Annotated in this window: 17 protein-coding genes and 1 tRNA gene; 6 read left to right on the plus strand and 12 right to left on the minus strand. The window is 72.1% G+C overall.

The features are described 5' to 3' along the window. Window positions 1-46: 46 nt before the first annotated feature. The 5 genes from B6G06_RS04930 to B6G06_RS04950 form a co-directional block, all read right to left on the minus strand. Window positions 47-1,777 carry a proteasome accessory factor PafA2 family protein gene (locus B6G06_RS04930; RefSeq protein ID WP_081171241.1) on the minus strand — a complete coding sequence of 577 codons (1,731 nt, stop codon included), beginning with the start codon at window positions 1,775-1,777 and terminating at the stop codon, window positions 47-49. Further along, window positions 1,774-3,498, minus strand: coding sequence for a proteasome ATPase (arc, locus tag B6G06_RS04935; protein WP_081171243.1), 1,725 nt, complete (start codon window positions 3,496-3,498; stop codon window positions 1,774-1,776). The genes B6G06_RS04930 and arc overlap by 4 nt, the downstream gene beginning before the upstream one ends. Further along, window positions 3,491-4,594, minus strand: coding sequence for a tRNA (adenine-N1)-methyltransferase (locus B6G06_RS04940; RefSeq protein ID WP_080462692.1), 1,104 nt, complete (start codon window positions 4,592-4,594; stop codon window positions 3,491-3,493). The genes arc and B6G06_RS04940 overlap by 8 nt, the downstream gene beginning before the upstream one ends. A 270-nt stretch (window positions 4,595-4,864) precedes the next feature. Beyond that, window positions 4,865-6,100, minus strand: coding sequence for a multidrug effflux MFS transporter (locus B6G06_RS04945; protein WP_081171245.1), 1,236 nt, complete (start codon window positions 6,098-6,100; stop codon window positions 4,865-4,867). Between the two features lie 34 nt (window positions 6,101-6,134). Further along, window positions 6,135-7,244, minus strand: coding sequence for a site-2 protease family protein (locus tag B6G06_RS04950; RefSeq protein WP_164505199.1), 1,110 nt, complete (start codon window positions 7,242-7,244; stop codon window positions 6,135-6,137). Between the two features lie 424 nt (window positions 7,245-7,668). Between B6G06_RS04950 and B6G06_RS04955 the strand changes: the two genes are divergently transcribed. The 4 genes from B6G06_RS04955 to B6G06_RS04970 all read left to right on the plus strand — a co-directional run bounded on the left by B6G06_RS04955 (window position 7,669) and on the right by B6G06_RS04970 (window position 11,674). Further along, the gene (locus tag B6G06_RS04955; protein WP_081171249.1) at window positions 7,669-8,628 is read left to right on the plus strand and encodes a RecB family exonuclease; all 960 of its coding nucleotides are present in this window, start codon (window positions 7,669-7,671) and stop codon (window positions 8,626-8,628) included. 476 nt (window positions 8,629-9,104) lie between these two features. Next, window positions 9,105-10,214: a YeeE/YedE family protein gene (locus tag B6G06_RS04960; protein WP_081171251.1), complete on the plus strand. Its 1,110-nt coding sequence runs from the start codon at window positions 9,105-9,107 to the stop codon at window positions 10,212-10,214. Window positions 10,215-10,284: 70 nt separating this feature from the next. Continuing rightward, complete coding sequence (locus B6G06_RS04965) at window positions 10,285-10,506, plus strand: sulfurtransferase TusA family protein (protein ID WP_073451823.1); 222 nt, start codon at window positions 10,285-10,287, stop codon at window positions 10,504-10,506. 187 nt (window positions 10,507-10,693) lie between these two features. Further along, window positions 10,694-11,674 (plus strand): aldo/keto reductase, encoded by a 981-nt coding sequence (locus tag B6G06_RS04970; RefSeq protein WP_080462698.1) that lies wholly within the window; start codon window positions 10,694-10,696, stop codon window positions 11,672-11,674. 32 nt (window positions 11,675-11,706) lie between these two features. Here B6G06_RS04970 and B6G06_RS04975 read toward each other — a convergent pair whose 3' ends face one another. From B6G06_RS04975 to B6G06_RS04990, 4 genes are all read right to left on the minus strand, one after another. Next, window positions 11,707-12,006, minus strand: a complete 300-nt coding sequence (locus B6G06_RS04975; RefSeq protein WP_080462699.1) for a DNA primase — start codon at window positions 12,004-12,006, stop codon at window positions 11,707-11,709. Between the two features lie 109 nt (window positions 12,007-12,115). Next, entirely contained in the window at window positions 12,116-13,210 is a 1,095-nt protein-coding gene (locus B6G06_RS04980) for an NAD(P)/FAD-dependent oxidoreductase (RefSeq protein ID WP_080462700.1), read from the minus strand. A gap of 110 nt (window positions 13,211-13,320) precedes the next feature. After that, on the minus strand, window positions 13,321-14,457 hold the full coding sequence (locus B6G06_RS04985) for a GNAT family N-acetyltransferase (protein WP_081171253.1): 1,137 nt from the start codon (window positions 14,455-14,457) through the stop codon (window positions 13,321-13,323). Window positions 14,458-14,470: 13 nt separating this feature from the next. Then, window positions 14,471-15,748 (minus strand): MFS transporter, encoded by a 1,278-nt coding sequence (locus B6G06_RS04990; RefSeq protein WP_420807203.1) that lies wholly within the window; start codon window positions 15,746-15,748, stop codon window positions 14,471-14,473. A gap of 128 nt (window positions 15,749-15,876) precedes the next feature. Here B6G06_RS04990 and B6G06_RS04995 point away from each other — a divergent pair, with 128 nt between their 5' ends. After that, window positions 15,877-16,428: a DUF805 domain-containing protein gene (locus B6G06_RS04995; RefSeq protein ID WP_125898890.1), complete on the plus strand. Its 552-nt coding sequence runs from the start codon at window positions 15,877-15,879 to the stop codon at window positions 16,426-16,428. Window positions 16,429-16,625: 197 nt separating this feature from the next. Here the strand turns inward: B6G06_RS04995 and B6G06_RS05000 are convergent. Next, window positions 16,626-16,713 (minus strand) — tRNA-Leu (locus B6G06_RS05000). Window positions 16,714-16,850: 137 nt separating this feature from the next. Then, entirely contained in the window at window positions 16,851-17,732 is an 882-nt protein-coding gene (locus B6G06_RS05005; protein WP_080462704.1) for a D-hexose-6-phosphate mutarotase, read from the minus strand. Between the two features lie 56 nt (window positions 17,733-17,788). Here B6G06_RS05005 and B6G06_RS05010 point away from each other — a divergent pair, with 56 nt between their 5' ends. After that, window positions 17,789-19,162, plus strand: coding sequence for an AI-2E family transporter (locus B6G06_RS05010; RefSeq protein WP_081171260.1), 1,374 nt, complete (start codon window positions 17,789-17,791; stop codon window positions 19,160-19,162). Window positions 19,163-19,215: 53 nt separating this feature from the next. Here the strand turns inward: B6G06_RS05010 and B6G06_RS05015 are convergent, their stop codons facing one another. Then, the gene (locus tag B6G06_RS05015; protein ID WP_205635480.1) at window positions 19,216-22,539 is read right to left on the minus strand and encodes an error-prone DNA polymerase; all 3,324 of its coding nucleotides are present in this window, start codon (window positions 22,537-22,539) and stop codon (window positions 19,216-19,218) included. Between the last annotated feature and the right edge of the window lie 97 nt (window positions 22,540-22,636).

The following is a 22,636-nucleotide window of genomic DNA, read 5'->3' on the forward strand; positions in this document are numbered from 1 at the left end:
GCGTTGGCCCGACGGTTGGAGCGGGTGGGTCGGGAGTGAGGGGCGGTCACTGGACCCAGTCTCCCCCACCTTGGGCCGCGCGCTCAATCGCCGTGAGAAGTCCCTCAGTCTCGGCCTCGGTGACGGCGACGGCGCCTGGCAGGGCGACTCGGATGAGCTGGGGGCGCTGGGGGGCATCGATGACGAGGCTGGTCCAGGAGGCAGAGACGACCTCGGGGATCGTGGCGATCGCGCGGCCCCGCACGGCGGCGCGGGTGCCCGCCGGCGGGGTGTCGGCGGCGGCCTCGATCCGCGAGGGGTCGAGGAGGCGGCGGACGCGGCCGGCGGCGTCGAGGCGATCGACGACGGACCCCTCGCGCAGGTCGCCCCACGTGATGTCGAGAGCGGCCAGGCGCGGATCGCTCCAATCGGTGCCCGAGCGCGCGCGCAGGCCCTCGCAGAGCTGCATCTTGGCGGCCCACTCGATCATGGGTGCGGCGGCCGCCACCGGCTGGAGGTCGCCCGGCGCGGCGGCGATCGCCTCGAGGAGGCCCAGCGCCTCCTCCCACAGGGCCAGGGCGCGGGCGGTCTCCTCACCGAGGTTCTGCGCACCGATGCCCCCGTAGTCGGCCTCGAGCGCGGCGGCGATGACCTCCAGGAGCGAGCGCTGGATGGCAACGGCGCTCATGGGCCCGCCTTGGGTGGTGAGCGCGTAGGCGAGGGTCGCGTCGTGGGAGAGGGCCCACTGCTGCTCGACGGGGTCGCCGAGGATCCGCAGGGGCGCCAGGGCTCCGATCCCCTCGCCGCGCTCATGGGAGCGCTCCAGGAACCACAGGAGAAGGTCGGTGGTGGCGATCTTGAGATAGCCGGGAACGTCGAAGCGGTTGGCGTCGCCATTGATGACGTGGAAGCGGCGCCAGCGGGCTGCGTCGGCATGGGGCTCGTCGCGGGTGTTGACGATGGGCCGGTTGAAGGTGGTCTGCAGGCCGATCGGGCAGCCGATGAAGTCGGCGCGCTGGCTCATCTGGAAGCCGGGGCGCTCACTGCGCTCGCCCAGCCCCACGCGCCCTGCGCCGACGACGACTGGCCGGGTCATGAGGAAGGGCGTCAGGGCCGCGGCGAGGGCGTCGAGGGGCAGGTCGCGACGCACGAGGTAGTTCTCGTGGCTGCCGTAGGCAGCGCCCTTGCCGTCGGTATTGTTCTTGTACAGGACGATCTCGGGACCGCCGGAACGGGCCCGGGCCTCCATGGCGCGCCGGGCGATGACCTCTCCCGCCCGGTCCCAGGCCAGGGCGTCCGTGGGGGTGAGGGCTTCCGGGGCCGAGTACTCGGGGTGGGCGTGGTCCACGTAGAGGCGCGCGCCGTTGGCGAGCACAGCCGTGGTGGCTCGGGGAAGCGCGGCTTCCTCGTCACTCGGCCTGGGGCGAGTCCCCCAGTCGAGGCCCACGGGGCCGCCATCGGCGGGCGCATCGCCGGAGGGGGCGGGGGCGGTGGGGTCGTCGGTGAGCTGGCTGGGGTGGGCGGCGGCACGGTCGATGCGCCCGCCGCGCAGATCCGCCAGAGGATCTTCCCCCTCGTAGTCCCAGGTCACCGAGGCGGCACCGGGCAGGCCCGGGCGGGAGCGGGCTGCGTAGGCGTCGACGATGAGGCTGGAGAGCACGACGGGGTTGGCGCGGGAGTTGCCGGGCTCGGTGACGCCGAACTCGGTCTCGAGGCCGACCGGCCTCGTCGTGGGGCCGAGCGCGGCGGCGACGGGAGCTTGGGCAATAACGGGCATGGATGTGGCTGAGGTGGTCATGCGCCTTCCTGCGTCTCGTGGGGCCGCGCGGCGCTGATGGCGGCGCCCAGGCGCCGAGCACCGCGGATCGGCCCGGACTGGGCGCCGATGAGCCTGGCCCATCCCTCGGGACTGGTGGCACCGGTGATCTCCTCATTCTGCCGTGCCTCCTCGGCCACGGCGGCCAGGAGACGGGCAGTGGAGAGCCCTCCCGCCCCACCGGAGAGCTCGTCCTTGATGGCGGCGGTCTTGGCGCGGGCGACGATCTGGGCGAGCATCGCCCCGCTGACGAGGTCGCCGAGGTGGAGGGTCCGGGTGGTGCCGGAGGTGTAGGAGACCTCGAGGACCGCGGTGGCGGGCGAGCGGGCGTAGAGGGCGTCGACGGCGGCGGCGCGCATGGCGGCGGCCGCACTCTCGCGGTCACCGCCGTGGGCGGCGAGCTCGGCCGGATCGAGGGGGATGTCGGTGGTGAGGTGCCGGGCGAGGATGTCGAGAGCCTGGGCGGCATCGGGGCGGGAGACGCGGATCTTCACGTCGAGGCGACCGGGGCGCAGGATCGCGGGGTCGATCATGTCCTCGCGGTTGGAGGCGCCGATGATGACGACGTTGCGCAGGGACTCCACGCCGTCGATCTCGGCCAAGACTTGCGGGACGATCATAGTCTCAACGTCGCTGGAGAGCCCGGTGCCGCGGGTGCGGAAGAGGGCCTCCATCTCATCGAAGAAGATGACGACGGGCCGGTCCTCGGCGGCGGCCCTGCGGGCCTGTTCGAAGATGGCGCGGATCTGGCGCTCCGTCTCTCCGACGAATTTGCTGAGCAGCTCGGGGCCCTTGATGTTGAGGAAGGCGGCGGTGCGACCCGTGGCGCGCTCGCCGCCGGTCCCGCCGCCGCCGGCGGCGAGCGATGTGGCAACGGCCTTGGCGATGAGGGTCTTGCCGCATCCGGGCGGGCCGTAGAGGAGGAGGCCCTTGGGAGCGCGCAGCCCATAGGCGCGGTAGAGGCCGGGATGGGTGAAAGGCAGTTCGAGCGCGTCTCGGATGGCCTGGATCTGGGGGCCGAGGCCGCCGATGTCCTCCCAGGTGACGTCCGGCGTCTCGGCTACGACGAGCTGCTCGACGCTCGTGCGCTCGATGATCGCGGTGGCCACGTCCGCGCGCAGGTCGGCGGCCAGCGTGGTGCCGGGGGCGAGGGCGCCAGCGTCCAGGGCGCCGCCGAGCCGCAGGACACGGGTTGCGCCGGAGCCGGTGGTGACAAGGGCGCGGGTGTCATCGAGGACCTCGTCGAGGACGACGGCCTCGCCGGTGTCGGGCTCGGGAAGGGCGTCGACGACGAGCATGGCGTCATTGACGGCGACGAGCTGGCCGATGCGCAGGGCCCCGGGATCGAGGCCCGGGCGCAGACCGAGGCTCATGATGCGCCCGCCGAGGAGGACGAGGGCCTCGGGGGCGGAGGCACTCACGGAGGCAGCGGCGACGGAGGCGGACTCCTCGGCACGATCTGGGGCACGGTCTGGGCGCTCTGGGCGGGTGCGGAGGCCGGTGAGGAGGGCGAGGGCGACGGGCGGGTGGGTGACGGCGTCGAGCTGGGCGCCGAGCTCGGCGATCCGCTCTCGGGCGGAGGTGAGGGCCCGGGTGAGGCGCTCGTTCTTCTCGGCCAGGGAGACGGCCTCGGCGCGGGCCTCGCGCAGCTGGTGGCTGGTGAAAGAAGGCGCGGGCATGCCCAGGTCGGCGGTGTCAGTCATCGAGGGGCTCCTGCGGGGCGTCGTCGCCCCCGGCGGTGGGGACGCCGGGGAGGACGGGGGTGGCGTCCTCGGGCTGCTTGGCGAGGCAGTCGCGCAGGACGCGGCGGACCTTCCGGTCGGTGCTCGTGCGCTCGCGCACGTCCTCGGGGATCCAGTGGCCGGCGTCGTCGTAGGCTCCGCGGGCGGGTGGGCGCTTGCGCGTCAGCGGTGCGCTGCCGGGGGCCAGGCGGCGGGCGGTGAGGAGGAATCCGGTGTGGGCGACCATGCGGTGGTCGGGGCGCACGGACAGGCCATCGACGTTCCAGGTGCGCACCATGGACTCCCAGGCCTCGGGCTCGGTGAAGAGCAGGCTGTGGCGCAGGGCCTCGACGGTGCGCGACATCTGGGTGGTGGTGGCGACGTAGGCGAGAAAGAGGCCGCCGGGGGCCAGGACGCGGGCGGAGGCCTCGATGTTCTCCCAGGGAGCGAGCATGTCCAGGATGACGCGGTCGATGGAGGCGTCCTCGACGCGAGCGGCGACGACGTCGTTGAAATCGCCGGTGCGCAGCTCCCAGGCGGGATGATGGCCCCCGAACCAGGAATCGACGTTGGAGGCGGCGATGGCGGCGAAATCCTCGCGCCGCTCGATGGACATGAGGCTCCCGGTCTCCCCGATGGCCGACAGGAGGTTCATCGTCAGGGCGCCGGAGCCGACGCCGGCCTCAAGAACGCGGGCACCGGGGAAGATGTCGCCCAGGGCGATAACCTGGCCTGAGTCCTTGGCGTAGACCACTTGGGCGCCGCGGGGCATCGACAGGACGTAGTCGGCGAGCAGGGGGCGCAGTAGGAGGAGCTCGTGGCCGGAATCGGTGGTCAGGACGGTCCCCTCCTGCCTGCCGACGACATCGCGGTGGCGGAAGGAACCGCGTGCGGACTGGAAGTAGCCTTGGGGATGGAGGTGGAAGGTGTTCTTGGAGCCCTTGACGTCGGTAACCTGGATGCGCTCGCCGTAGCGGAAGGGGCCGCGGCGCCCGGCCTGGCCCAGGACCTCCTGGGTGACGTGGCGCGGGGGGAGTTTCGGGGCGGCCTGCGGGTTCTGAGTGTCCTGCTCGCTCATCGGCCCCAGTCTATGCGCCGCCCCTCCCCCTGCCGTGCTCCTCTCGCAAGACCGGGCGAGCAGCGCACCGAGCACACAACCTCCATGCGTTACTTCGATCACAGGGCTGAACGCCTCACCCCAGCGAAGATGGCGAGGTTTGAGGATTGCTTCTTCCTCAGACCCTCCTAGCAGCCGCCAGGTCCGCAGGATCATGCGGTCCTTGAACGATCAAACACTGCAATTCGGCCGAGCAATCCTCAAATCTCGCCATGTCACCCCGCACACCCCTCACACCCCGGGCAGGCGGCGCTGGGAGGGCGCGCGCCCCACGAGAAGGTAGGCGGCCCAGGCGCCGATGATCCCGGTGAGCATGACGGCGACCATGGGCACGGCGCTGGCACCGCCCCCGGAGCTCGCCAGCGGCGCGGAGATCCCCATGGCGATCGCCTGCACGACGCCCATGAGGGCGCTGGCCGCCCCGGCCACGTGCCGCACCTCGCCGAGGGCGAGCGCGCTGGCGTTGCCGAAGATGAGGCCCTGCGCCGCCATGGTGAGCACGAAGCCCGCGCACAGCGGCACAAGCGCCACGCCCCAGGCCAGCACAGCCAGGGTCACCAGTGCGATCCCGCCCCCGGAGATCCCGAGCCCGACGGCGATGAGCCGCCGGGGCCGGTAGCGCCCCACGAGCCGGGAGTTCGTCAGCGCCATGAGCATGTTGGCCCCGGCGGTACAGCCGAAGAACACGGAGTACTGCATGGCGGTGAGTCCCTTGGTCTCCTGCAACACGAAGGAGGAGGCGGAGATGTAGGCGAACATGGCGAAGCCGGAGAACGCGGAGGTGAGCATGTATCCCATGAATCGCTTGTGGCGCACGAGCTCGGCGAATCCGCCGGCGAATCGGCGCAGACCCCCGTGGCGGCGGTCAGATGCCAGAAGGGTCTCGGGGATGACGATCGCGGCCATGGCCATCATGAGCAGCCCGAATCCGGCCAGGCACCAGAAGATCATCCGCCAGGTCGCCGCGGACAGGACGGCGCTGCCCGCCACGGGGGCGAGCATGGGGGCCAGGCCGCCCACGGCCATGAGGATGGACATGATGCGGGCGAGGCGGTCGCCGTGGGCGACGTCGACGAGGACGGCGCGCCCGACGACGGAGGCGATTCCCCCGCCGAGGCCCTGGAGGATCCGCCCGGCCAGAAGGATTCCGATGCCGGGTGCGAGGGCGCAGACGATGCCGCCGAGGGTGCAGATGAGCCCGCCGGTGATGATGGGGCGGCGTCTGCCGTAGCGGTCGGAGGCGGTTCCGCCCGCGAGCTGACCCGTGCCCATGCCGATGAAGAAGGCGGTCAGGGTCAACCCGACGGCGGTGGCTGAAGTGCCGAGGTCGGTGGCGACTTGCGGGAAGGCGGGCGAGTACATGTCCGTGGCGAAGGGCGGCACGGCGTTCTGGATGGCGAGGGCGATGATGAGGCCGGCAGTGATGGGGACCTCGGGGCTCCGGGATGGGTTCCGGGATGGGTTCATGCGTTCCTTCTACTCGGATGAGTGGTCCTTCGGGTCAGCGGGCGCCGGTGGGGACAGCGCCGATCATGCGTCCGCTGTCGACAACGATGAGCCAGCGGGAGACGGTGCGCGCCGTTTTGAGGGCGTCGGCGGCCTCCTGGCCGGTCAGGGAGGTGGTGATGGCCGCGACGGGCAGGACGGTGCAGGCTTGCTCGGCGGTGGCTCCCTCCCCCCTGACACCGAGCTCGGCCAGGCCGGCGGCGTCGATGGTGCCGAGGATGGTGGGGCCGTCGGTGATGAGGGCGAGGGCGGCGCCGTCGTCGAGGGCGGCGCCGACCTGGACAAGCGGCGCGGCGGCGGGGAGCGTGGCGATGGGACGGGCGAGGGAGCGCAGGTCGAGGCGGGCGGCGGCGCGCTGGGCGCCACCGAGGCCGAGGATGCGCCAGCTGGTGGAGCCGATGGTCCAGCAGACCATGGCGGCGAGGATGAGACTGGTGGGGCTGGGGCGGTGGTGGTCGATGAGGAGGGGCTGGAGGAGGTAGAGCCAGGCGATCCCGGCGACGACGGCGAGCCCGCCCCAGGCGGCCGCCTTGAGACCGGCGGCGCGGTTCCCGGTGGCCTGGGCGACGAGGGAGGCGAGGGCCTGGCCGCCGTCGAGGGGCAGGCCGGGCAGAGCGTTGAAGATGGCGAGGGCGAGGTTGAGCCAGGTGATGGCCCACAGGGCGACGTAGATGGCGGGGGTGGTGAGGGCGCCGAAGTCGAGGACGGTGCGACCGGCGATCCATAGGAGCGCGTTGGTGGCGGGGCCGGCGAGGGAGCAGACTGCGTCGCGCCAGGGGGACCAGGCGCGACGGGGCGGGCCGAAGCTGGTGCGCCCGCCCCACAGGAGGAGCTCGTAGCGGATGGGTGGGCGGCCGAGGGCGGCGCCGACCAGGCCGTGGGCGAGCTCGTGGAGGAGGATGGAGATGGCGACGCCGATGACGGTGGCGGCGACGGTTCCCAGGACGACGACGATGCCGGCATCCCCGAGGGCGCTGGTGACCAGGGGGTACCAGGAGGCGGCGATGATGAGTCCGAGGAACAGGGATGTGGAGGACACGACGACGGGCGCGCCGCCGATCCGCCCCAGGGTCATCTCCCCGTTGCGCGTGGCTGCAGATGGCATGCGCCTGAGACTACCGGGATGGGCGGCCGGTCAGCTGGTGGCGCCCATCAGGATCATTGAGATCGAACTCATTAAAGACCGATACAAGGGCAGGGATGACAGCATCCTCAATCACCCCTATTTCACCGTCACTGCCCGCATCTTCACGAACCATCCTCGACTGGAGACGGTGCGGTGAAACGCTACCCGCACGGATAGCATCATTATCCGTCTTCGAGACGATGCCGCGCCCGCAGAGGGAGAGGCTTATTCATAGGGGTATTCGGGGTGTTTAAGGGGGCGACATCGCGGAGCCGGCCAGCGGCCTGCTTGCCATCGTTGCTCAGCGCGGCCCTGCCGCCCTCGCCGCCTTCCCGCACGGGCGTCCTCCCCTCCCCCTCCCGCCAGCCGGATTCATGTCGGAGCCTCGGGGTACGGTGCCACCATGACAGTAGACGGCACGGCGCCCGCAGCGCACTCATCCCCCGAGCCGCCCGCCGCCCCGGCCACCACCCGTCCGCGCGCCACGGGCCCGGGCGTCGGCCGATCCGCGCGCAGGGGACCTCGCCGGGCGGCGCTCTCCCCGTCGCGTGCCAAGGACTTCCTCCAATGCCCCCTGCTGTTCCGACTGCGCACCGTGGACGGCCTGGCCGAGCCCGGCTCGCTCGCCACCCACAAGGGCACGCTCGTCCACGCGATCCTCGAGCGCCTCTACGACCTGCCCGCGCGCGAGCGCACCCCGGAGGCCGCCCTCGCCATGCTGCCCGAGCAGTGGGAGGCTCACCGCGCCAAGAGCCCGGAGGTCATGGGGCTCTTCGAGGAGCCCGCGCAGATCGAGGCCTGGCTCGGCCAGGCGCGCGACCTCATCGCCTCCTACTTCCACATGGAGAACCCCCAGCGCCTCGCCCCCGCCGAGCGCGAGCTCTTCGTGGAGACCGAGGTCGCCGACGGCCTGCTCATCCGCGGCTTCGTCGACCGCCTCGACATCGCCCCTGACGGCGCCATGCGCGTCGTCGACTACAAGACCGGAAAGTCCCCCTCCCCCAGATTCCAGGAGGAGGCGCTGTTCCAGATGCGCTTCTACGGGCTCGTCCTGTGGCGCCTGCGCGGACGGGCCCCCGCCCGCCTCCAGCTCCTCTATCTCAAGGACGGCCGCACCCTCACCCACGACCCGCACCTGCGCGAGCTCGAGGCCACCGAGACGCGCCTGGCCCGCATCTGGGACGACATCGAGGACTGCGCCCACGCCGGCACTTTCGCCCCCAGGCGCGGCCCCCTGTGCGGCTGGTGCGCCTTCCAGGCCCACTGCCCCCTCTTCGGCGGCAAGACTCCCCCGCTGCCGGACGACGGCGTCGCCCGCCTCCTCACCGCCCGCACCAGCGTCGCCTCGGCAGGCTCCCGCTGAGGCACCCAGCCCGCTCGGTGGGCCGCCTCACGTGGACACCGCTTGCCATGGCGGTATCCGCACCGATAGCGTCCGAGCACGTCGCCGCACCTCGCGGCACCACGACTGAACGGACGATCGCATGAGCACGGACCACGCACGCCGCAACCGCACCGCTCTCGGCGAGGTTGCCATGTGTATGCGCTGCCTGGTCCAGGCGATCTGAGGGCTGCGCTCCGCAACCAGCATCCGACGAAGCACCCCCTCACCGGCCATGGCGCGATGACCACGCCGGCCTCCCCGGACCAGGCGCACCGCTCACCCGACACCCCGGGTGACGGCACCGTGCGCCCCAGCAGCCACCGACCGCGCAACGCGTCGCCGCGGCGCCACTGCCGCTGCCAGCGCCTGCGCACCATGGCGCCGCACGCCCCGTCCACCCGGGCCCTCCCAACAACCGGGCGCCGCACCCGCGCCCCACCCCAGGAAGGACCCCCATGATCATCACCGGACTGATCACCGGAGCCGCCCTCGGCTTCATCCTCCAACGCGGCCGCTTCTGCATCACCGGCGCGTTCCGAGACCTCTGGGTCTCGCGATCCTCCTTCTGGCTCACCGCCTTCCTCATCGCCATCGCCGTCCAGGCCGTCGGCGTCCTCGCGCTCACCCTCACCGGCAGCATCGCCCCGGAGGCGCCCCAGCTCTCCGTGGTCGCCACCGTCGTCGGCTCCCTCCTCTTCGGAGTCGGCATCGTGCTGGCGGGAGGCTGCGCCACCGGCACCTACTACCGCGCCGGCGAGGGCCTCGTCGGGTCCTGGTTCGCCCTCATCGCCTACGCCCTGGCGGCCGCTGCCGCCAAGACCGGCATCCTCGCCGGCCCCAGTCGATGGGTGAAGGGCCTGTGGACCACCGAGCTCACCACCATCCCGGCCACGCTCCACCTGCCCCAGTGGGTCGGAGTGGCCGCCCTCGCCGTCGGAGTCGCCCTCCTGGCCCGCAGGCAGCTGCGCCTCACCGCGGCCCGCGGCCCGCAGTTCAGCCTGCCCGCCCGCCGCACCGGCCTGTCCCACCTGCTCCTGGAGAAGCGCTGGAACCCCATGGCCACCGGTGCGATCGTCGGGATCGTTGCGGCCGCGGCCTGGCCCCTGTCATGGGCGACCGGCCGCGAGGACGGCCTGGGCATCACGACGCCGTCCGCCAACCTCGTCGGCATCATCGTCACCGGGGACACCAGCCGTTTCGACTGGGGTGTCCTGCTCGTGCTGGGCATCCTCATGGGCTCCTTCATCGCCGCGAAGGCCTCCGGCGAGTTCCGCGTGCGCGTCCCCGACGCCACCATCATCATCCGCTCCATCCTGGGCGGCCTCCTCATGGGCATCGGCGCCGCCTGGGCCGGCGGCTGCTCCATCGGCAACGCGCTCGTGCAGACCTCCCTGCTGTCCTGGCAGGGCTGGGTAGCGCTGGTCTTCCAGGTCCTCGGGGTCGGGGCCGCCGCCTGGGTCCTCCTCATCCGCCCCCGCCAGAAGCGGCGCGCGGCCCGAGCCGCCCGTGCTGAGGCGACCGACGCCTCCGCCCCCTCACCCGCACTCGAGGCCGCACCCGCATGACCCGCGGGGCGGCGCAGTTCCCTCCCGCCCTCATCGCACCGCTCCTCCACCACACTGAAAGGACCCCATCATGCGCACGATCCTCGAGACGAACGGCCAGGTCTGCCCCTTCCCCGTCATGGAGGCGGAGGAGGCCATGGAGGACCTCGAAGCCGGCGACGAGCTCGTCATTGCCTTCGACTGCACCCAGGGAACAGAGACTCTGCCCGCCTGGGCCGCCAAGAACGGCTACACCGTCACCGAGTTCGAGACCGTCGGCCCCGCCTCCTGGACCATGACCGTGCGCAAGTAGCGGAGACCCCCGGTAGATGGGGAGGGGTGGTGGCTCCGGTCCGCAGGGCCGTCACCGGGTCTGCGGGAGCACCGGAGGGCGCCCAGCGCCCGATGGTGCGAGGGACCGACCCGCGGACCGGAGCCACCACCCCGACCCAGTACGCACGACACGAGAATTCGACGCCGGGACAGGTACCTTTGGCGCCATGGAGTACAGGAGACTGGGCCGCACCGGCCTGCGCGTGTCCACCGTCGGCCTCGGCACGATGACCTGGGGCAGGGACACCGATGAGGTCGAGGCCAAGGACCAGCTCGGGATCTTCCTCGACGCAGGCGGCACCCTCCTGGACACTGCCGCCACCTACACCGAGGGCCTGGCCGAGCGCACCATCGGCACTCTCCTGCGCGACTACGTCAACCGCCAGGACCTCATCATCGTGTCCAAGGCAGGGGTTCGCACCTGGCGCACGGGCGATGGCCCGGCCACCGCCGACGCCTCACGTGGCACGCTCCTGGACAGCCTCGACGCAACCCTGGAGACCCTGGGCACGGACCACCTCGACCTGTGGCTCGTCCAGGTTCCCGACCCCGCCACCCCCCTGGAGGAGACGGCTGACGCCCTGCGCCGTGCCGTCGCCTCCGGTCGGGCCCGCTACGTGGGGGTCTCCAACCATCCCGCATGGGCGAGCGCGCGCGTCGCCAGCCTGCTCGCCGAGGGCCCTGAAGCGCCCGGGATGGCCGCTGTCGAGGTGGAGCACTCCCTGCTCAACCGAGGCATCGAGAGGGAAGTCATCCCCGCCGCCGAGGCCATGGGCTTCGGCGTCATCGGCTACGCGCCACTGGGCCGGGGGGTCCTCAGCGGCAAGTACCGGGCCACAATCCCCGCGGACTCGCGAGCCGCCTCCCCGCACCTGCGCTCCTACGCCTCGGCCTACCTGGGCAGCGAGCACCGGGGCATCGTGGAATCGGTGGCCACGGCCGCCGCCGGCCTGGACCGCAAGCCCGTCGAGGTGGCACTCGCCTGGGCCCGCGACGCCGAGGGCATCGCCTCCACAATCGTGGGCGCCCGCACCCCGGCGCAACTCCAAGGAGCGCTCTCAGCGCAGGACCTCGAACTGCCCGCGCAGATCCGCCACGCCCTCGGCGAGGTCAGCGCCCCGAGGATCGGATACCCCGAGAGGTTCTGACCGATCAGGCCGCCGCGACGGGGCCCGGGAGATCAATCCTCATCGTCGTAGTCGACGTCATCGTCCTCATCATCGTCGTAGTCGACGTCGTCATCCTCATCGTCGTCATCGATGATGTCGTCGTCATCGTCGTCCCCGTCGTAGGTGTCGAAGGGGAGCTCGATGCCGTAGGCGGTGAAGAGGACGTCGTCGTAGGTGAAGAAGGCATCCTGGAGGGCGTTCTCAGCGGCGACCACTGCCGGCGAGTTCTCGTCACCCGTCGCGGCGGCGTCGAGGTGGGCCTCGAAGGCGGCGATGAGTCGGTTGAGCGCGGACCGCGGGTCGTTCGTCATGGCGCCAGCCTACCGGCATCCCCCGGCGGCGCGCACCACATCAGCACCCTGGCCCCGCGGGAGGGGACCAGGACGCCCGCGGCCGCAAGCGGGCGGAGGGCGATGAGCGTCAACCGACCAGGCCGAGCTGCTCGCGCAGATTCTCCGTGAACAGGTCCTCGCCCTTGATCCGATTGGTGAACTCGGGGCCCTCGACCACCCTCATCCCGTCCTTGAGCACCTGGGAGGCTCCGCCGACCGGGCCCAGCGGGAGCACGACGAGATCGGACTGGGGCGTGTAGGAGGCCGACGGCTCGCGGCCCGCCATGATGTCCTGGATGTTCTGGGCGACGACGGCCGCGTGGTCACGAGCGTGCTGGGCGCGGTTGGACTCGCGGACGTCGGCGATGTCCCCGATGGCCCACACGCCCGGGTGATCGATGACCCGCAGCTTGTCATCCACGCGGATCGTGCCGTCATAGCGGCGGATCTCGTCGTAGTCCTCGCCGAGGAAGCCCGTTGCGGCGCAGGCCCCGTAAGCGCGGAACCAGATATCGGCCTCGATGGTGCGCCCACCGGTGGTGGTCACGCGGAAGGGGGCGAGCCCGCCGACATCGATCGGGGGCAGGTAGGCCAGGGTGTCCCCGGTGATGATCTCGACGCCGCGCTCGGCGAGCTGGGCGGCGATCGAGTCGCGCAGCTCGGCCTTGTAGTCGCCCTGCGGCAGGATGGTGGGACCGGCCTCGACGATGGTCACGCGCAGGTCCGGGAAGGCGGAGGTGAGCTCGCCGGCGAATTCCAGGCCGACGGCGCCCGCGCCCAGGATGAGAGCGCGCTTGGCGGACTCCAGGCAGACTCGCACGCGCTCGATGCGGGCCTTGGCGATCGCCGTGGTGGACTCCAGATGCTTGGCGGGGAACGGGTAGTTGGTGCCCGTGGCGAGCACGAGGTGGTCGGCCTGGATATCGCCCTCGCCGGAGACCTGGACGGTGGTGCCCTTGACCGCCATGGCGGTGCCGCGCACCACGCGGCCGTTGATCAGGAGCTTGTCGTAGGGCAGGAAGATCCTCTCCGACCACTCCTTGTCCACCGCCGCGCGCAGGGAGGCGGCGTGGTGGACGAAGGCGTCCTTCTGCTCGACCAGGGTCACTTCGGCGATGCCGTCGAGCGCCTTGGCCAGGGTGATACCGCCGTAGCCTCCGCCGACGATGGTGACACGTGCCATGGGGATCCTCTCACGGGGGCCGGGCGCGGATCCGTCCTCGGACCGGGCCGACCGATTCTGGTGTGGGCCGGGCCAGGCTATCCCGATCCCGGCGCGCTTCCCAAGACCGGTCATCCCCGCGCGGCGGCCTCGCGCTGCTCGCGCAGCACTCGGGCCACATCCGGCGGGAAGTAGCCCGGGCCCTTGAGGACCTTGCCATCCTCGCGGTAGATCGGGCGCCCGTCCTCCCCCAACTTGGACATGTTGGAGCGCTGCACCTCGGCCAGCACGGCGGCCAGGTCGATGCCGGTCTCCAGGGCCATCCCATAGATGACGTAGACGAGGTCCGCCAGCGCGTCCGCCGTCTCGACGATGTCCCGGGAGCCGTCATCGGCCGCGCGCGCCCGGGCGCAGGCGGCCTCGATCTCCGCCCTGGCGGCTCGGCCATAGACGGCTCCGGTCAGCTCGGCGAATTCCTCGGCGATGAGGCTCATCCGCATGTCCAGGCTCTCACGGTCCAGGCTCGGCCCGTCGGTGCGGATCGGGAGGCCGTAGACGTGGTGGAAGCGCCGCACGAGAGCCTCGGGGTCATCGCCCTCGCGCTCGCCGACGCCGTCGTGCGCAACGAGCGGGGCCTCCGCGGGTACCGCCGGTCCGTCCCAGGGGGCCGCAGGACGCCGGGGCTCGCCGGCCAGGAGCGTGGCCGTCCACTCGTCGAGGCGGCGCCCGCCGCGGACGCGGGCCGCGCGTCGCAGCCCCTCGCGGGTGAAGCCGAGGGACCAGGCGATCCTCCACGACGGCCAGTTGGGCACACCGTCCTCGATCCAGCAGCTCCAGGACACGGCGGGAAGGGCCAGGGCACTGGGATCGAGAGCTGCATCGACGACGGCGCCCGCCGCCCGGGTGGCCACTCCCCTGCCGCGGGCCTCGGGCGCCACCCAGAAGCCGAGCTCGCCCCTGCCGGACGAGTCGATGCGCAGCCCGATCATCCCCACGGGCCTGCCAGCCGCGCCATCCTCGCCCGCGTCGCGCCGTTCGCGGATAGCCCAGGTGAGCTCGCGCCCCGTCTCCCAGCCGGGGGCGACGACATCGGTGAGGTACTGCCTCGCGTCGTCGAGCGAATAGGGCGAGGGGACGAGCGTCCAGCGGTGGATCTCGGGGTCCTGGCAGATCTCGTGTACCCGCTCGGCGTCGTCCATCGTGGGTGCGGACAGGAGGAGGCCCGGGCGGCCAGCCTCGGCTGGGACAGTGATCTCGAAGGGCTGCATGCCCCGATCCTAATCAGGCGGCCCGTGGGCACTGCCAGGCGGCCTGCCGCCCCCGCCCTGGCCGGGAGTCGTGGAGCATCGGCCAGGAGGCGATCATGATGACTCCGCCGAGGATCCCGTACCCCAGGGCCACCCAGGTGCCGTGCGCGTCGGCGAGCATTCCGACGACCGGCGGGGCGATCATCATGATGACCCGGGCGAGCCAGCTGACGATCGTCAGGCCCACGCCGGGCGCCAGGCCCGGGATGCCGTCGGCGGCGGCGAAGGCAACGGGGACGGCGACGGCGCAACCGGCCCCGGCCAGAACCATGCCCACGAGGATCCCCCCGATCGTTCCCGCGACGATTCCGGTGCCCATGCCCAGGACCACGAGCGCGCCGCCCGCGGCGATGACCCGCCGGCCGCCGAGAGCATCGATGATCCGGTCCCCGATGAGACGGCCGACGATCATGGTGGCCTGCATCGTCACCAGTCCCATTCCGACCATCCCCGCCGGGGGCCGAAGCTCGACGAGGAGGAGAGGGGACCAGTTGGCGCTCACATCCTCGGGGAACATGGCGGCGGCGCACATGGCTCCCAGGACCACGATCATGGCGATCACCGCGAGCCGGGAGGCTCGCGCGGGCGGCGCGAGGCGCGCCGGGCCGCCCGGCGCGGGCGCGGTGGGGGCAGCCGTGGGGGACGCGGAGGGCTCCACCGCCGCATCACTGCGGTCATCGGAGTCGGGCCCCGGGATCATCCAGCGCAGAGCTGCCAGTGACAGCGCGGCGAGGATGAGCACGACGCCACTCAGGTGCCAGGCGATCGGCACTCCCGAGGCGGCCATCCACTGGCCCATGAGCGCGCCGCAGACAGCCCCCAGCGACCACGCGGCGTGGAAGGAGGTGATGATCGAGGACCCCCAGCGCCTCTCGACCCTCAGCCCGTGGGCGTTCTGGGCGACGTCGATGATCGCGTCCAGCCCGCCGCCGAGCGCGAGGCAGACGGCGAGTACGTGCCAATTCTCCGCGGTCCCCGCACCGAGGTAGGCCAGTCCTGCGAGCGCCATGCCGGCACTGGCCACGCGCGCCGATGTCCACCGGGTGATGAGCGCGGAGGCGGCGAGCCCGGCGACGAGCGCGCCGATCGACCCGGCCATGACCGCCTGGCCGAAAGCGGCCTTGGTGATGGCGAGGCGCTCGACGATCTCGGGGTAGCGGGGCACGAGGTTGGAGAAGGCCAGCCCATTGCAGAAGAAGGTGAGGCACACGGCGGCGCGGGCACGGAGCACGGCACGGGAGCGACCACCCAGCGATGCGCGGTTCAAAGTCACGGCAGGAAGAGACGATACAAGTCCGTTACGATGAGGGCGGTACTGGCGATGAGCCAACATCGTCGCAGACCGGAAGTTCTTAATATCGTCCACCCACAGGAGTTATCTTGACTCTCCCCCATGGGAACGGCCAGCCTTTTCAGGCCCCCTCTCCCCAGCCCGGCTACCCCATGGGCGCCCCCGCTTATGGAGCGCCCCAGACGACCGTGCTCCCCCCTGAGCTCGCGGCCCTCCCCAGGGCCTCCTTCGGCGAGGCCGTGCGCCGCTTCTTCCGCCACTACGCCCAGTTCCGGGGCACGGCCTCGGTCTCGGAGCTGTTGTGGCCCTGGCTGTTCCACTTTCTGGTCATCAGCGTCCTGATGACGATCGCCGGCATCTCGCTCAGCGCCGGCACGACCCCCGCCAAGACGGTCCACGCCGACCCCGAGGTGGCCGGTTGGGCGACCGCCGTCGCGGCCCTCTGCTGGATCACCACCGGGATCTTCAACTTGGCGCTCGTCGTTCCCGCCATCGCGGTCCAGGTCCGCCGTCTCCATGACGTCGGCAAGTCCGGCGGGTGGTGGTTCATCGGCCTCGTGCCCATCGTCGGGCCGATATGGCTGCTCGTCCTGCTGCTGTCGTCATCGAAGCCGGAGTTGTTCCGCCCCGAGTGGGCCTGAGCCCCGACCCGCACCGCTGGCCGCACGCCGTCCCCTGCGCTTGCCGACGCGCAGCGGGGTTGCGGACGCACCCCGAGGACGCGTCGGTAGCCCCCGAGCACATTCACAATCCCGGGACGCGTCAACAGCGCAAGAGCCCCGGCCGAGAACACAACGAGGGCGGGCCCCAGGATCACTCCTGAGGCCCGCCCTGGTCGTGTCCGAGGGGGGACTTGAACCCCCACGCCCGTTTAATAAGGCACTAGCACCTCAAGCTAGCGCGTCTACCAATTCCGCCACTCGGACCTATTCAGTTGCGCCGCCCGCCCAGGTCTCCCGCGCTGGCAACGCAGAGAAAGTTACCCAGGAGGAGCGCTCGCACGCAAATCACCCCGCGGTGCTTCATCTCACAGCGCCGCGGCGCCCGAACTCATTCCCCCTCCTCACAGGTGCTCGACGGCGATCCTGGCCCCCATGGCCATGGTCTCCCCCATCTCGAGCAGAGCCGCGGAACGGCCCAGCCGGGCGGTCTCGACGCACACCATCGTCGGGAACTCCTCCTCGGCCATATCCGCCAGCGCGGCAGCGCCGCTGCTCCACGGGTTCCAGACGACGGTCTGGGCCGCCCCCGTGGGCGAGACCCGCACGCGGCGGTCGAGCGCCGGGTCGAGGACCGTCGTCGGAGCGCCGGACTCATAGATCCTGTCCACGGGGCCGCGCACGCCCAGTGGACCGGTCTGCACCGAGACGGCGCCCCCGGCCACCTTGTCCGCGTACTCGCACCCCTCCAGCCCGATGATCCGCACGGCGGTCACGTCACCGACCCGCAGGTAGGTGTGCAGCGCCGCCTCCACGCTCCGGGGCGCCGCCCCGCGGTTGCCGATCGACAGGGACAGCTCCAGCTCCTGCCCCACGCCGATCTCGTAGAGGAGGCTCAGCCCATCATGCTCCAGGGCCATGAGGACCCGCACGGCGCCATCGGGCCGGCTCTCGACGCAGCGCAGTTCCCACTCCATGATCCGGGCCCATCCATGGGAGGGCCTCCGCTCGCCGTCGGGCCCGGAGGCGAACCAAGGAAGGCACAGGGGCACGCCGCCCCGGATGGCGGTCTCGCCGTCGAAGACGGCCCTGCGGGAGGTGAACAGGGCCTCATCACCGCCCCGGGGGATCCAGGAGGTCAGGTGCGCTCCGTGGAGGTAGATCTCCGCCGCCCCGGAGGGCGCGTCGATGAGCAGGCGGGGCTGGCCGCCCCTGCCCGGGGTCAGGGCCGCGACGCGCGGCAGGCGGAAGGGCGGGCGGGAACCGGCACGGCGTGAGGGACTCATGGCCCCACGCTAGTAGGCTGACCGGGCCCCGTCAGCGAAAGCGAGACGCAAGGATCATGACGAGTCCCCGAAACCCGACGCCCCACGGCGCACCAGACACACCCGACGACGCCGCGGGCACCCCTGACGTCACCGCCGTCCCCAGCGCAGCGGGCACCACGGCGCCGATGACCAAGGAGCCCCACGACCTCGCCGATCGCGGGCGCGCGCCGACTGGCGGGGCCGCGCAGGCGGAGGGGACCCAGGAGACAGTGGAGGCCGAGAAGACCGCTGCTGCGGGTCCGGCGACCCCGCCCACCGTCGTCGTGGCCTCGAGGCCCACCATCCTGGACGCCCTGCCCCATTGGCTCGTGCGCGGCGGGATCGCGGCCTGGCTGGGGCTGGGGCTCCTCATCATCATCAGCCTCGTCTTCTTCGCGACCTTCAAACTCGTCCCGGTGGTCGTCGGGCTGTTCATCGCCCTCGTGTTCACCACCCTCCTGCAGCCCCTCGTCATCTTCTTCGCCCGCGTCATGCCCCGCTACGCGGCGACCTTCCTCGCGCTCGGGGTGACCGTCGGCGTCGTCGCCAGCCTCATGTTCTACGTCATCACCTCGGTGACGGACCAGTGGAACAGCCTCGCCGACCAGTTCAACACCGGTATCGACACGATCGTCAACTTCCTCGAGCACGGCCCCCTGCCCCTGCACCTGACCGAGGACCAGATCTTCGCCCAGGTGCACAGCCTTGTCGTCAAGGGCCAGGAGTACCTGCGCACCAATGCGCCGACCCTCGTCTCCGAGGCCCTGGCCAACGCGGGCGCCGTCGTCGACGTCTTCGCCGTACTCGCCCTGGCCCTGTTCTGCACGATCTTCTTCCTGGCCTCCGGGGGCCGCATGTGGCGCTGGTTCCTCAACGAACTGCCCGCCCATCTGCGCGAGCCCGTCCACCGCGCGGCCGGCGCGGGCTGGTACACCTTCGCCGGCTACGCCCGGGGCACCGTGCTCGTGGCCGCCACCGACGGCATCATGGCGGGAATCTTCCTGCAGCTCATCGGGATCCCCCTGGCCGCCCCCCTGGGCGTGCTCGTGTTCATCGGCGCCTTCATCCCGCTGCTCGGCGCGCCGGCGGCCATGGCCGTGGCCATGATCGTGGCCCTGGCCTCCAAGGGCTTCCTCACGATGATCATCGTGTGCCTCGGCGTGGCGGGCATCGGCCAGATCGAGGGGCATATCCTCCAGCCCCTCATCATGGGCAAGCAGGTCTCGCTGCACCCGGTGGTCGTCATCATCGGTGTGGCGGTGGGCACCTACTCCGCGGGCCTGCTCGGCGCGGTCATCGCCGTCCCCCTCATCAGCGTCGCCTGGTCGGTCTACTCCGAGCTCCACGTCAAGGACGCGCCGGTCATCGGGGAGCTGCCCGCTTACTCCGAGATCCGCACGAAGCCCTAAGGGCGCCCGGGCCTCCGCTCCCGGCCGTCCCGATCACCCTCGGGTCCTGCGGATCAGGTCCAGTCGCGGCTCGACGGCGCCACGATCCCTCCCAGGGCCTCCAGGCGCTCGCCGATGAGGACCACCGCGCCGTCGCCGACCTCCACCGTCCCGCGCACCACGAGAGCGCCGGCCCGCCGGCCGATCCCCCGGTAGCGGCGCCACATGCCCGCGGAGCACACGACGTTGAGCAAGCCGGTCTCATCCTCCAGATTGAGGAAGATCATCCCCGACGCCGTGTGGGGGCGCTGCCGGTGGGTGATGACCCCGGCCACCCGCACCCGCTGACCCGCCCGGCGCGCCACCTCGGCGATCGTGAGGATGCCGCCGGCCGCCAGGGCGGGGCGCGCGAGAGCCATCGGGGAGCGCGGCGAGGCCACCCCCGTGAGCCGGATATCGGCGACGGCCTCCTCCGCGGGGGTCATCGGAGTCAGCTCCGGCGCGCTCGCGCCGACGGCGGTGCCCGGCAGCGGCGGCTGGGACCAGGCCTCGCCCGGGGCGGGGGCGCGGCGCCGCCCGATCTCCCCGGCGACCACCCCCGCCGCCCAGAGGGCCTCGCGCCGATCCGCCCCGAGTGAGCGCAGCGCCCCGGCAGCGGCCAGGGACTCCAGCCTCGCCGTCGTCAGCCGCACGCGGCGAGTCAGGTCCGCCAGGTCCGTGAAGGGCCCGTTCTCGGCGCGCTCGGCGACGATCCGCTCAGCGGCTCCGCCCAGACCCTTGACACGGCCCAGGCCGAGGCGCACGGCCAGGGCCGGGTGGGCGTCAATGGGCGCCAGGGCGTGCGGGGAGGGCGCGAGGGGCTCCCAGTCGGGACCTGCCGCCGCAGGGCGCTGCTCCACCCCGGCCTCGACCTCCGAGGCATTGACGTCGGCGGGCAGGACGCGCACCCCGTGGCGGCGGGCGTCGGCCACGAGCGTGGAGGGCGACCAGAAGCCCATGGGCTGGGCGCCCAGAACGCCGGCGTAGAAGTCCTCGGGCCGGCGGGTCTTGAGCCAGGCTGAGGCGTAGACGAGGTAGGCGAAGGAGAAGGCGTGGGACTCGGGGAAGCCGAAGTCCGCGAAGCCCCTGAGCTGGGCGAAGACGGATTCGGCGTCGTCCTGGCTCACCCCGCGCCGCGTCATGCCGTCCACGAGCCGGGCGTGCAGGGCCTCCATGCGCTCAGCCGAGCGCTTGGCGCCCATGGCCTGGCGCAGGGCATCGGCCTCGGCGGGGGTGAAGCCGGCGGCGTCGATGGCGATCTGCATGAGCTGCTCCTGGAACAGCGGTACGCCCAGGGTCTTGGCCAGAGCGGGCTTGAGGGAGTCGTGGAGGTAGGTGATGGGCTCGCGGCCGAGTCTGCGCCGGATGTAGGGGCTCACGGCGTTGCCCTGGATGGGGCCGGGGCGGATGAGGGCGACCTCGACGACGATGTCGTAGAAGGTCTCGGGGCGCAGCTTCGGCAGGGCGGCCATCTGGGCGCGCGACTCGACCTGGAAGACGCCCACGGTGTCCGCGGCCCGCAGGAGCCGGTAGACCGCCGGGTCCTCCTCGGGCAGGGTGTGCAGGTCCCAGGGGCGGCCGACCTTCGCCGCGCGCAGCTCTCCCCCGGGCGCGAGCTCGGGCACGGTCTCCCCACGGGCGGCCAGGCTGGTGAAGGCCAGACGCAGCGCGGTGAGCATCCCCAGGCCGAGCAGGTCGAACTTGACCAACCCGGCGTCGGCGCAGTCGTCCTTGTCCCACTGCAGGACGGTGCGCCCCTCCATGGCGGCCCAGCGCACGGGGCAGACCTCGGTGATGGGGCGGTCGGCCAGGACCATGCCGCCGGAGTGGATGCCCAGGTGGCGGGGCAGGCCCAGGAGGGATTCGGCGACGTCGAGGACCTGGTCGGGAATGCCGTCGCCGCCCCCCGGGGCGCCGTTACCCGTGCCTTCTCCGCTGCCCGGCGCGCCCTCGGCCAGGTCCGTGCGCACGGTGGACCGGCGGTCCATGAGGCCCGCCCACCAGTCCTGGAGCCCGCCGGGGTGGCCCAGGGCCCTGGCGGCGTCGCGCACGGCCGAGCGCGGCCGGTAGGAGATGACGTTGGCGACCTGCGCGGCGTACTCGCGCCCGTAGCGGGCGTAGACGTGCTGGATGACCTCCTCGCGGCGGCAGGCCTCGATATCCAGGTCGATATCCGGGTAGCCCTTGCGCCCCGGGGACAGGAAGCGCTCGAAGAGCATCTTGTGGCGCACGGCGTCCACGGCCGTGATGCCCAGGGCGTAGCAGACGGCGGAGTTGGCGGCGCTGCCGCGCCCCTGGCACAGGATGCCGGCCTCAGCGCAGAAGTCGACGATGGAGCGCACGATGAGGAAGTAGCCGGGGAAGCCGAGGGACTCGATGACGTCGAGCTCGTGGGTCAGGGTCCTCCAGGCCTCGGGCTCCTCGCGCGGGGACCCGTAGCGCTCCAGGGCGCCGCGCCGGGTGAGCTCGCGAAGCCAGGTGGCTGGGGTGTGCCCCTCGGGGACGGGTGGGATGGGCAGGTCGGGGACGACGAGGGCGAGGTCGAAGGCCAGCTCCGCCCCGATATCCGCTGCGGCGTCGACAGCGGCCGGATCACGGCGGTGCAGGCGCGCCATCTGATCGGGGCCGCGCAGGTGGCGGCCGACGGCGGGCAGATGGCCGCGCGCGGAGTCCAGGTCGGTGGCCAGGCGGGTGGCGATGAGCACGTCGGCCAGGCGGGAATCGGCCGGGCGGGCGCAGCGCACAGCGCCGGTGGCCACGAGCGGCAGGCGGTGGGCGCGAGCCAGGGAGCCCAGGGCCTCGGTCAGCGGCGCGTCGGTGAAGGACCCGTCGAGCGCGAGCTCCACGGCGACGCCGTCGGGCCCGAGGAGATCGACGAGTCGGCCCAGAGCCGCGTCAGCCGCCGCGAGGCTCCACTCGGCGGGGCGGCGCGGGTCCCCCAGGGCCCGGCGCAGAGGGCCGTTGGCAGTGCCGGTCAGGGCCAGGATCCCCCCGCCCTCCAGGGCCGCGGCGAGATCCTGGAGGCGGTGGACCGGCTCCTCGCGCCGCCCGGCGGCGAGGTTGTGATGGGAGATGGCGGCGGCGAGGCGCCGGTACCCGCGGGGGTCCCGGGCGAGGATCGGCAGGTGGGAGGCGTCATCGAGGGTGAGCTCGGCGCCGTGGATGGTGGGGACGCCGTGGGCGCGGCCGGCCTGGGCGTGCTTGACGATGCCGGGCATGCCGTCGTGATCGGTCAGGGCCAGGGCCTCCAGGCCGAGCTCGACGGCCGCGGCGTGGAGCTCGGCGGGCTCATTGGCGCCGTCGAGGAAGGAGTAGGCCGAGTGGGCGTGGAGCTCGGCGTAGCGGTGCGAGGACGGCAGGGGCGGCCCCTCCCGAGCGATGGATTCGAACAAGTGTACAGAATAACGCGCTCGAGTCGTGACGGCGCTCAGACGCCTCTGAGGCAGCCACGTGAGA

The organism is Actinomyces gaoshouyii (genome assembly GCF_002076915.1).
Classification (GTDB): domain Bacteria; phylum Actinomycetota; class Actinomycetes; order Actinomycetales; family Actinomycetaceae; genus Actinomyces; species Actinomyces gaoshouyii.

Bases quoted from the DNA above. Each gene is read 5' to 3' on its own strand.
- B6G06_RS04930 (WP_081171241.1), bottom strand. From the start codon at position 1,777: ATGACCACCTCAGCCACATCCATGCCCGTTATTGCCCAAGCTCCCGTC.
- arc (WP_081171243.1), bottom strand. From the start codon at position 3,498: ATGACTGACACCGCCGACCTGGGCATGCCCGCGCCTTCTTTCACCAGC.
- B6G06_RS04940 (WP_080462692.1), bottom strand. From the start codon at position 4,594: ATGAGCGAGCAGGACACTCAGAACCCGCAGGCCGCCCCGAAACTCCCC.
- B6G06_RS04945 (WP_081171245.1), bottom strand. From the start codon at position 6,100: ATGAACCCATCCCGGAACCCATCCCGGAGCCCCGAGGTCCCCATCACT.
- B6G06_RS04950 (WP_164505199.1), bottom strand. From the start codon at position 7,244: ATGCCATCTGCAGCCACGCGCAACGGGGAGATGACCCTGGGGCGGATC.
- B6G06_RS04955 (WP_081171249.1), top strand. From the start codon at position 7,669: ATGACAGTAGACGGCACGGCGCCCGCAGCGCACTCATCCCCCGAGCCG.
- B6G06_RS04960 (WP_081171251.1), top strand. From the start codon at position 9,105: ATGATCATCACCGGACTGATCACCGGAGCCGCCCTCGGCTTCATCCTC.
- B6G06_RS04965 (WP_073451823.1), top strand. From the start codon at position 10,285: ATGCGCACGATCCTCGAGACGAACGGCCAGGTCTGCCCCTTCCCCGTC.
- B6G06_RS04970 (WP_080462698.1), top strand. From the start codon at position 10,694: ATGGAGTACAGGAGACTGGGCCGCACCGGCCTGCGCGTGTCCACCGTC.
- B6G06_RS04975 (WP_080462699.1), bottom strand. From the start codon at position 12,006: ATGACGAACGACCCGCGGTCCGCGCTCAACCGACTCATCGCCGCCTTC.
- B6G06_RS04980 (WP_080462700.1), bottom strand. From the start codon at position 13,210: ATGGCACGTGTCACCATCGTCGGCGGAGGCTACGGCGGTATCACCCTG.
- B6G06_RS04985 (WP_081171253.1), bottom strand. From the start codon at position 14,457: ATGCAGCCCTTCGAGATCACTGTCCCAGCCGAGGCTGGCCGCCCGGGC.
- B6G06_RS05005 (WP_080462704.1), bottom strand. From the start codon at position 17,732: ATGAGTCCCTCACGCCGTGCCGGTTCCCGCCCGCCCTTCCGCCTGCCG.
- B6G06_RS05010 (WP_081171260.1), top strand. From the start codon at position 17,789: ATGACGAGTCCCCGAAACCCGACGCCCCACGGCGCACCAGACACACCC.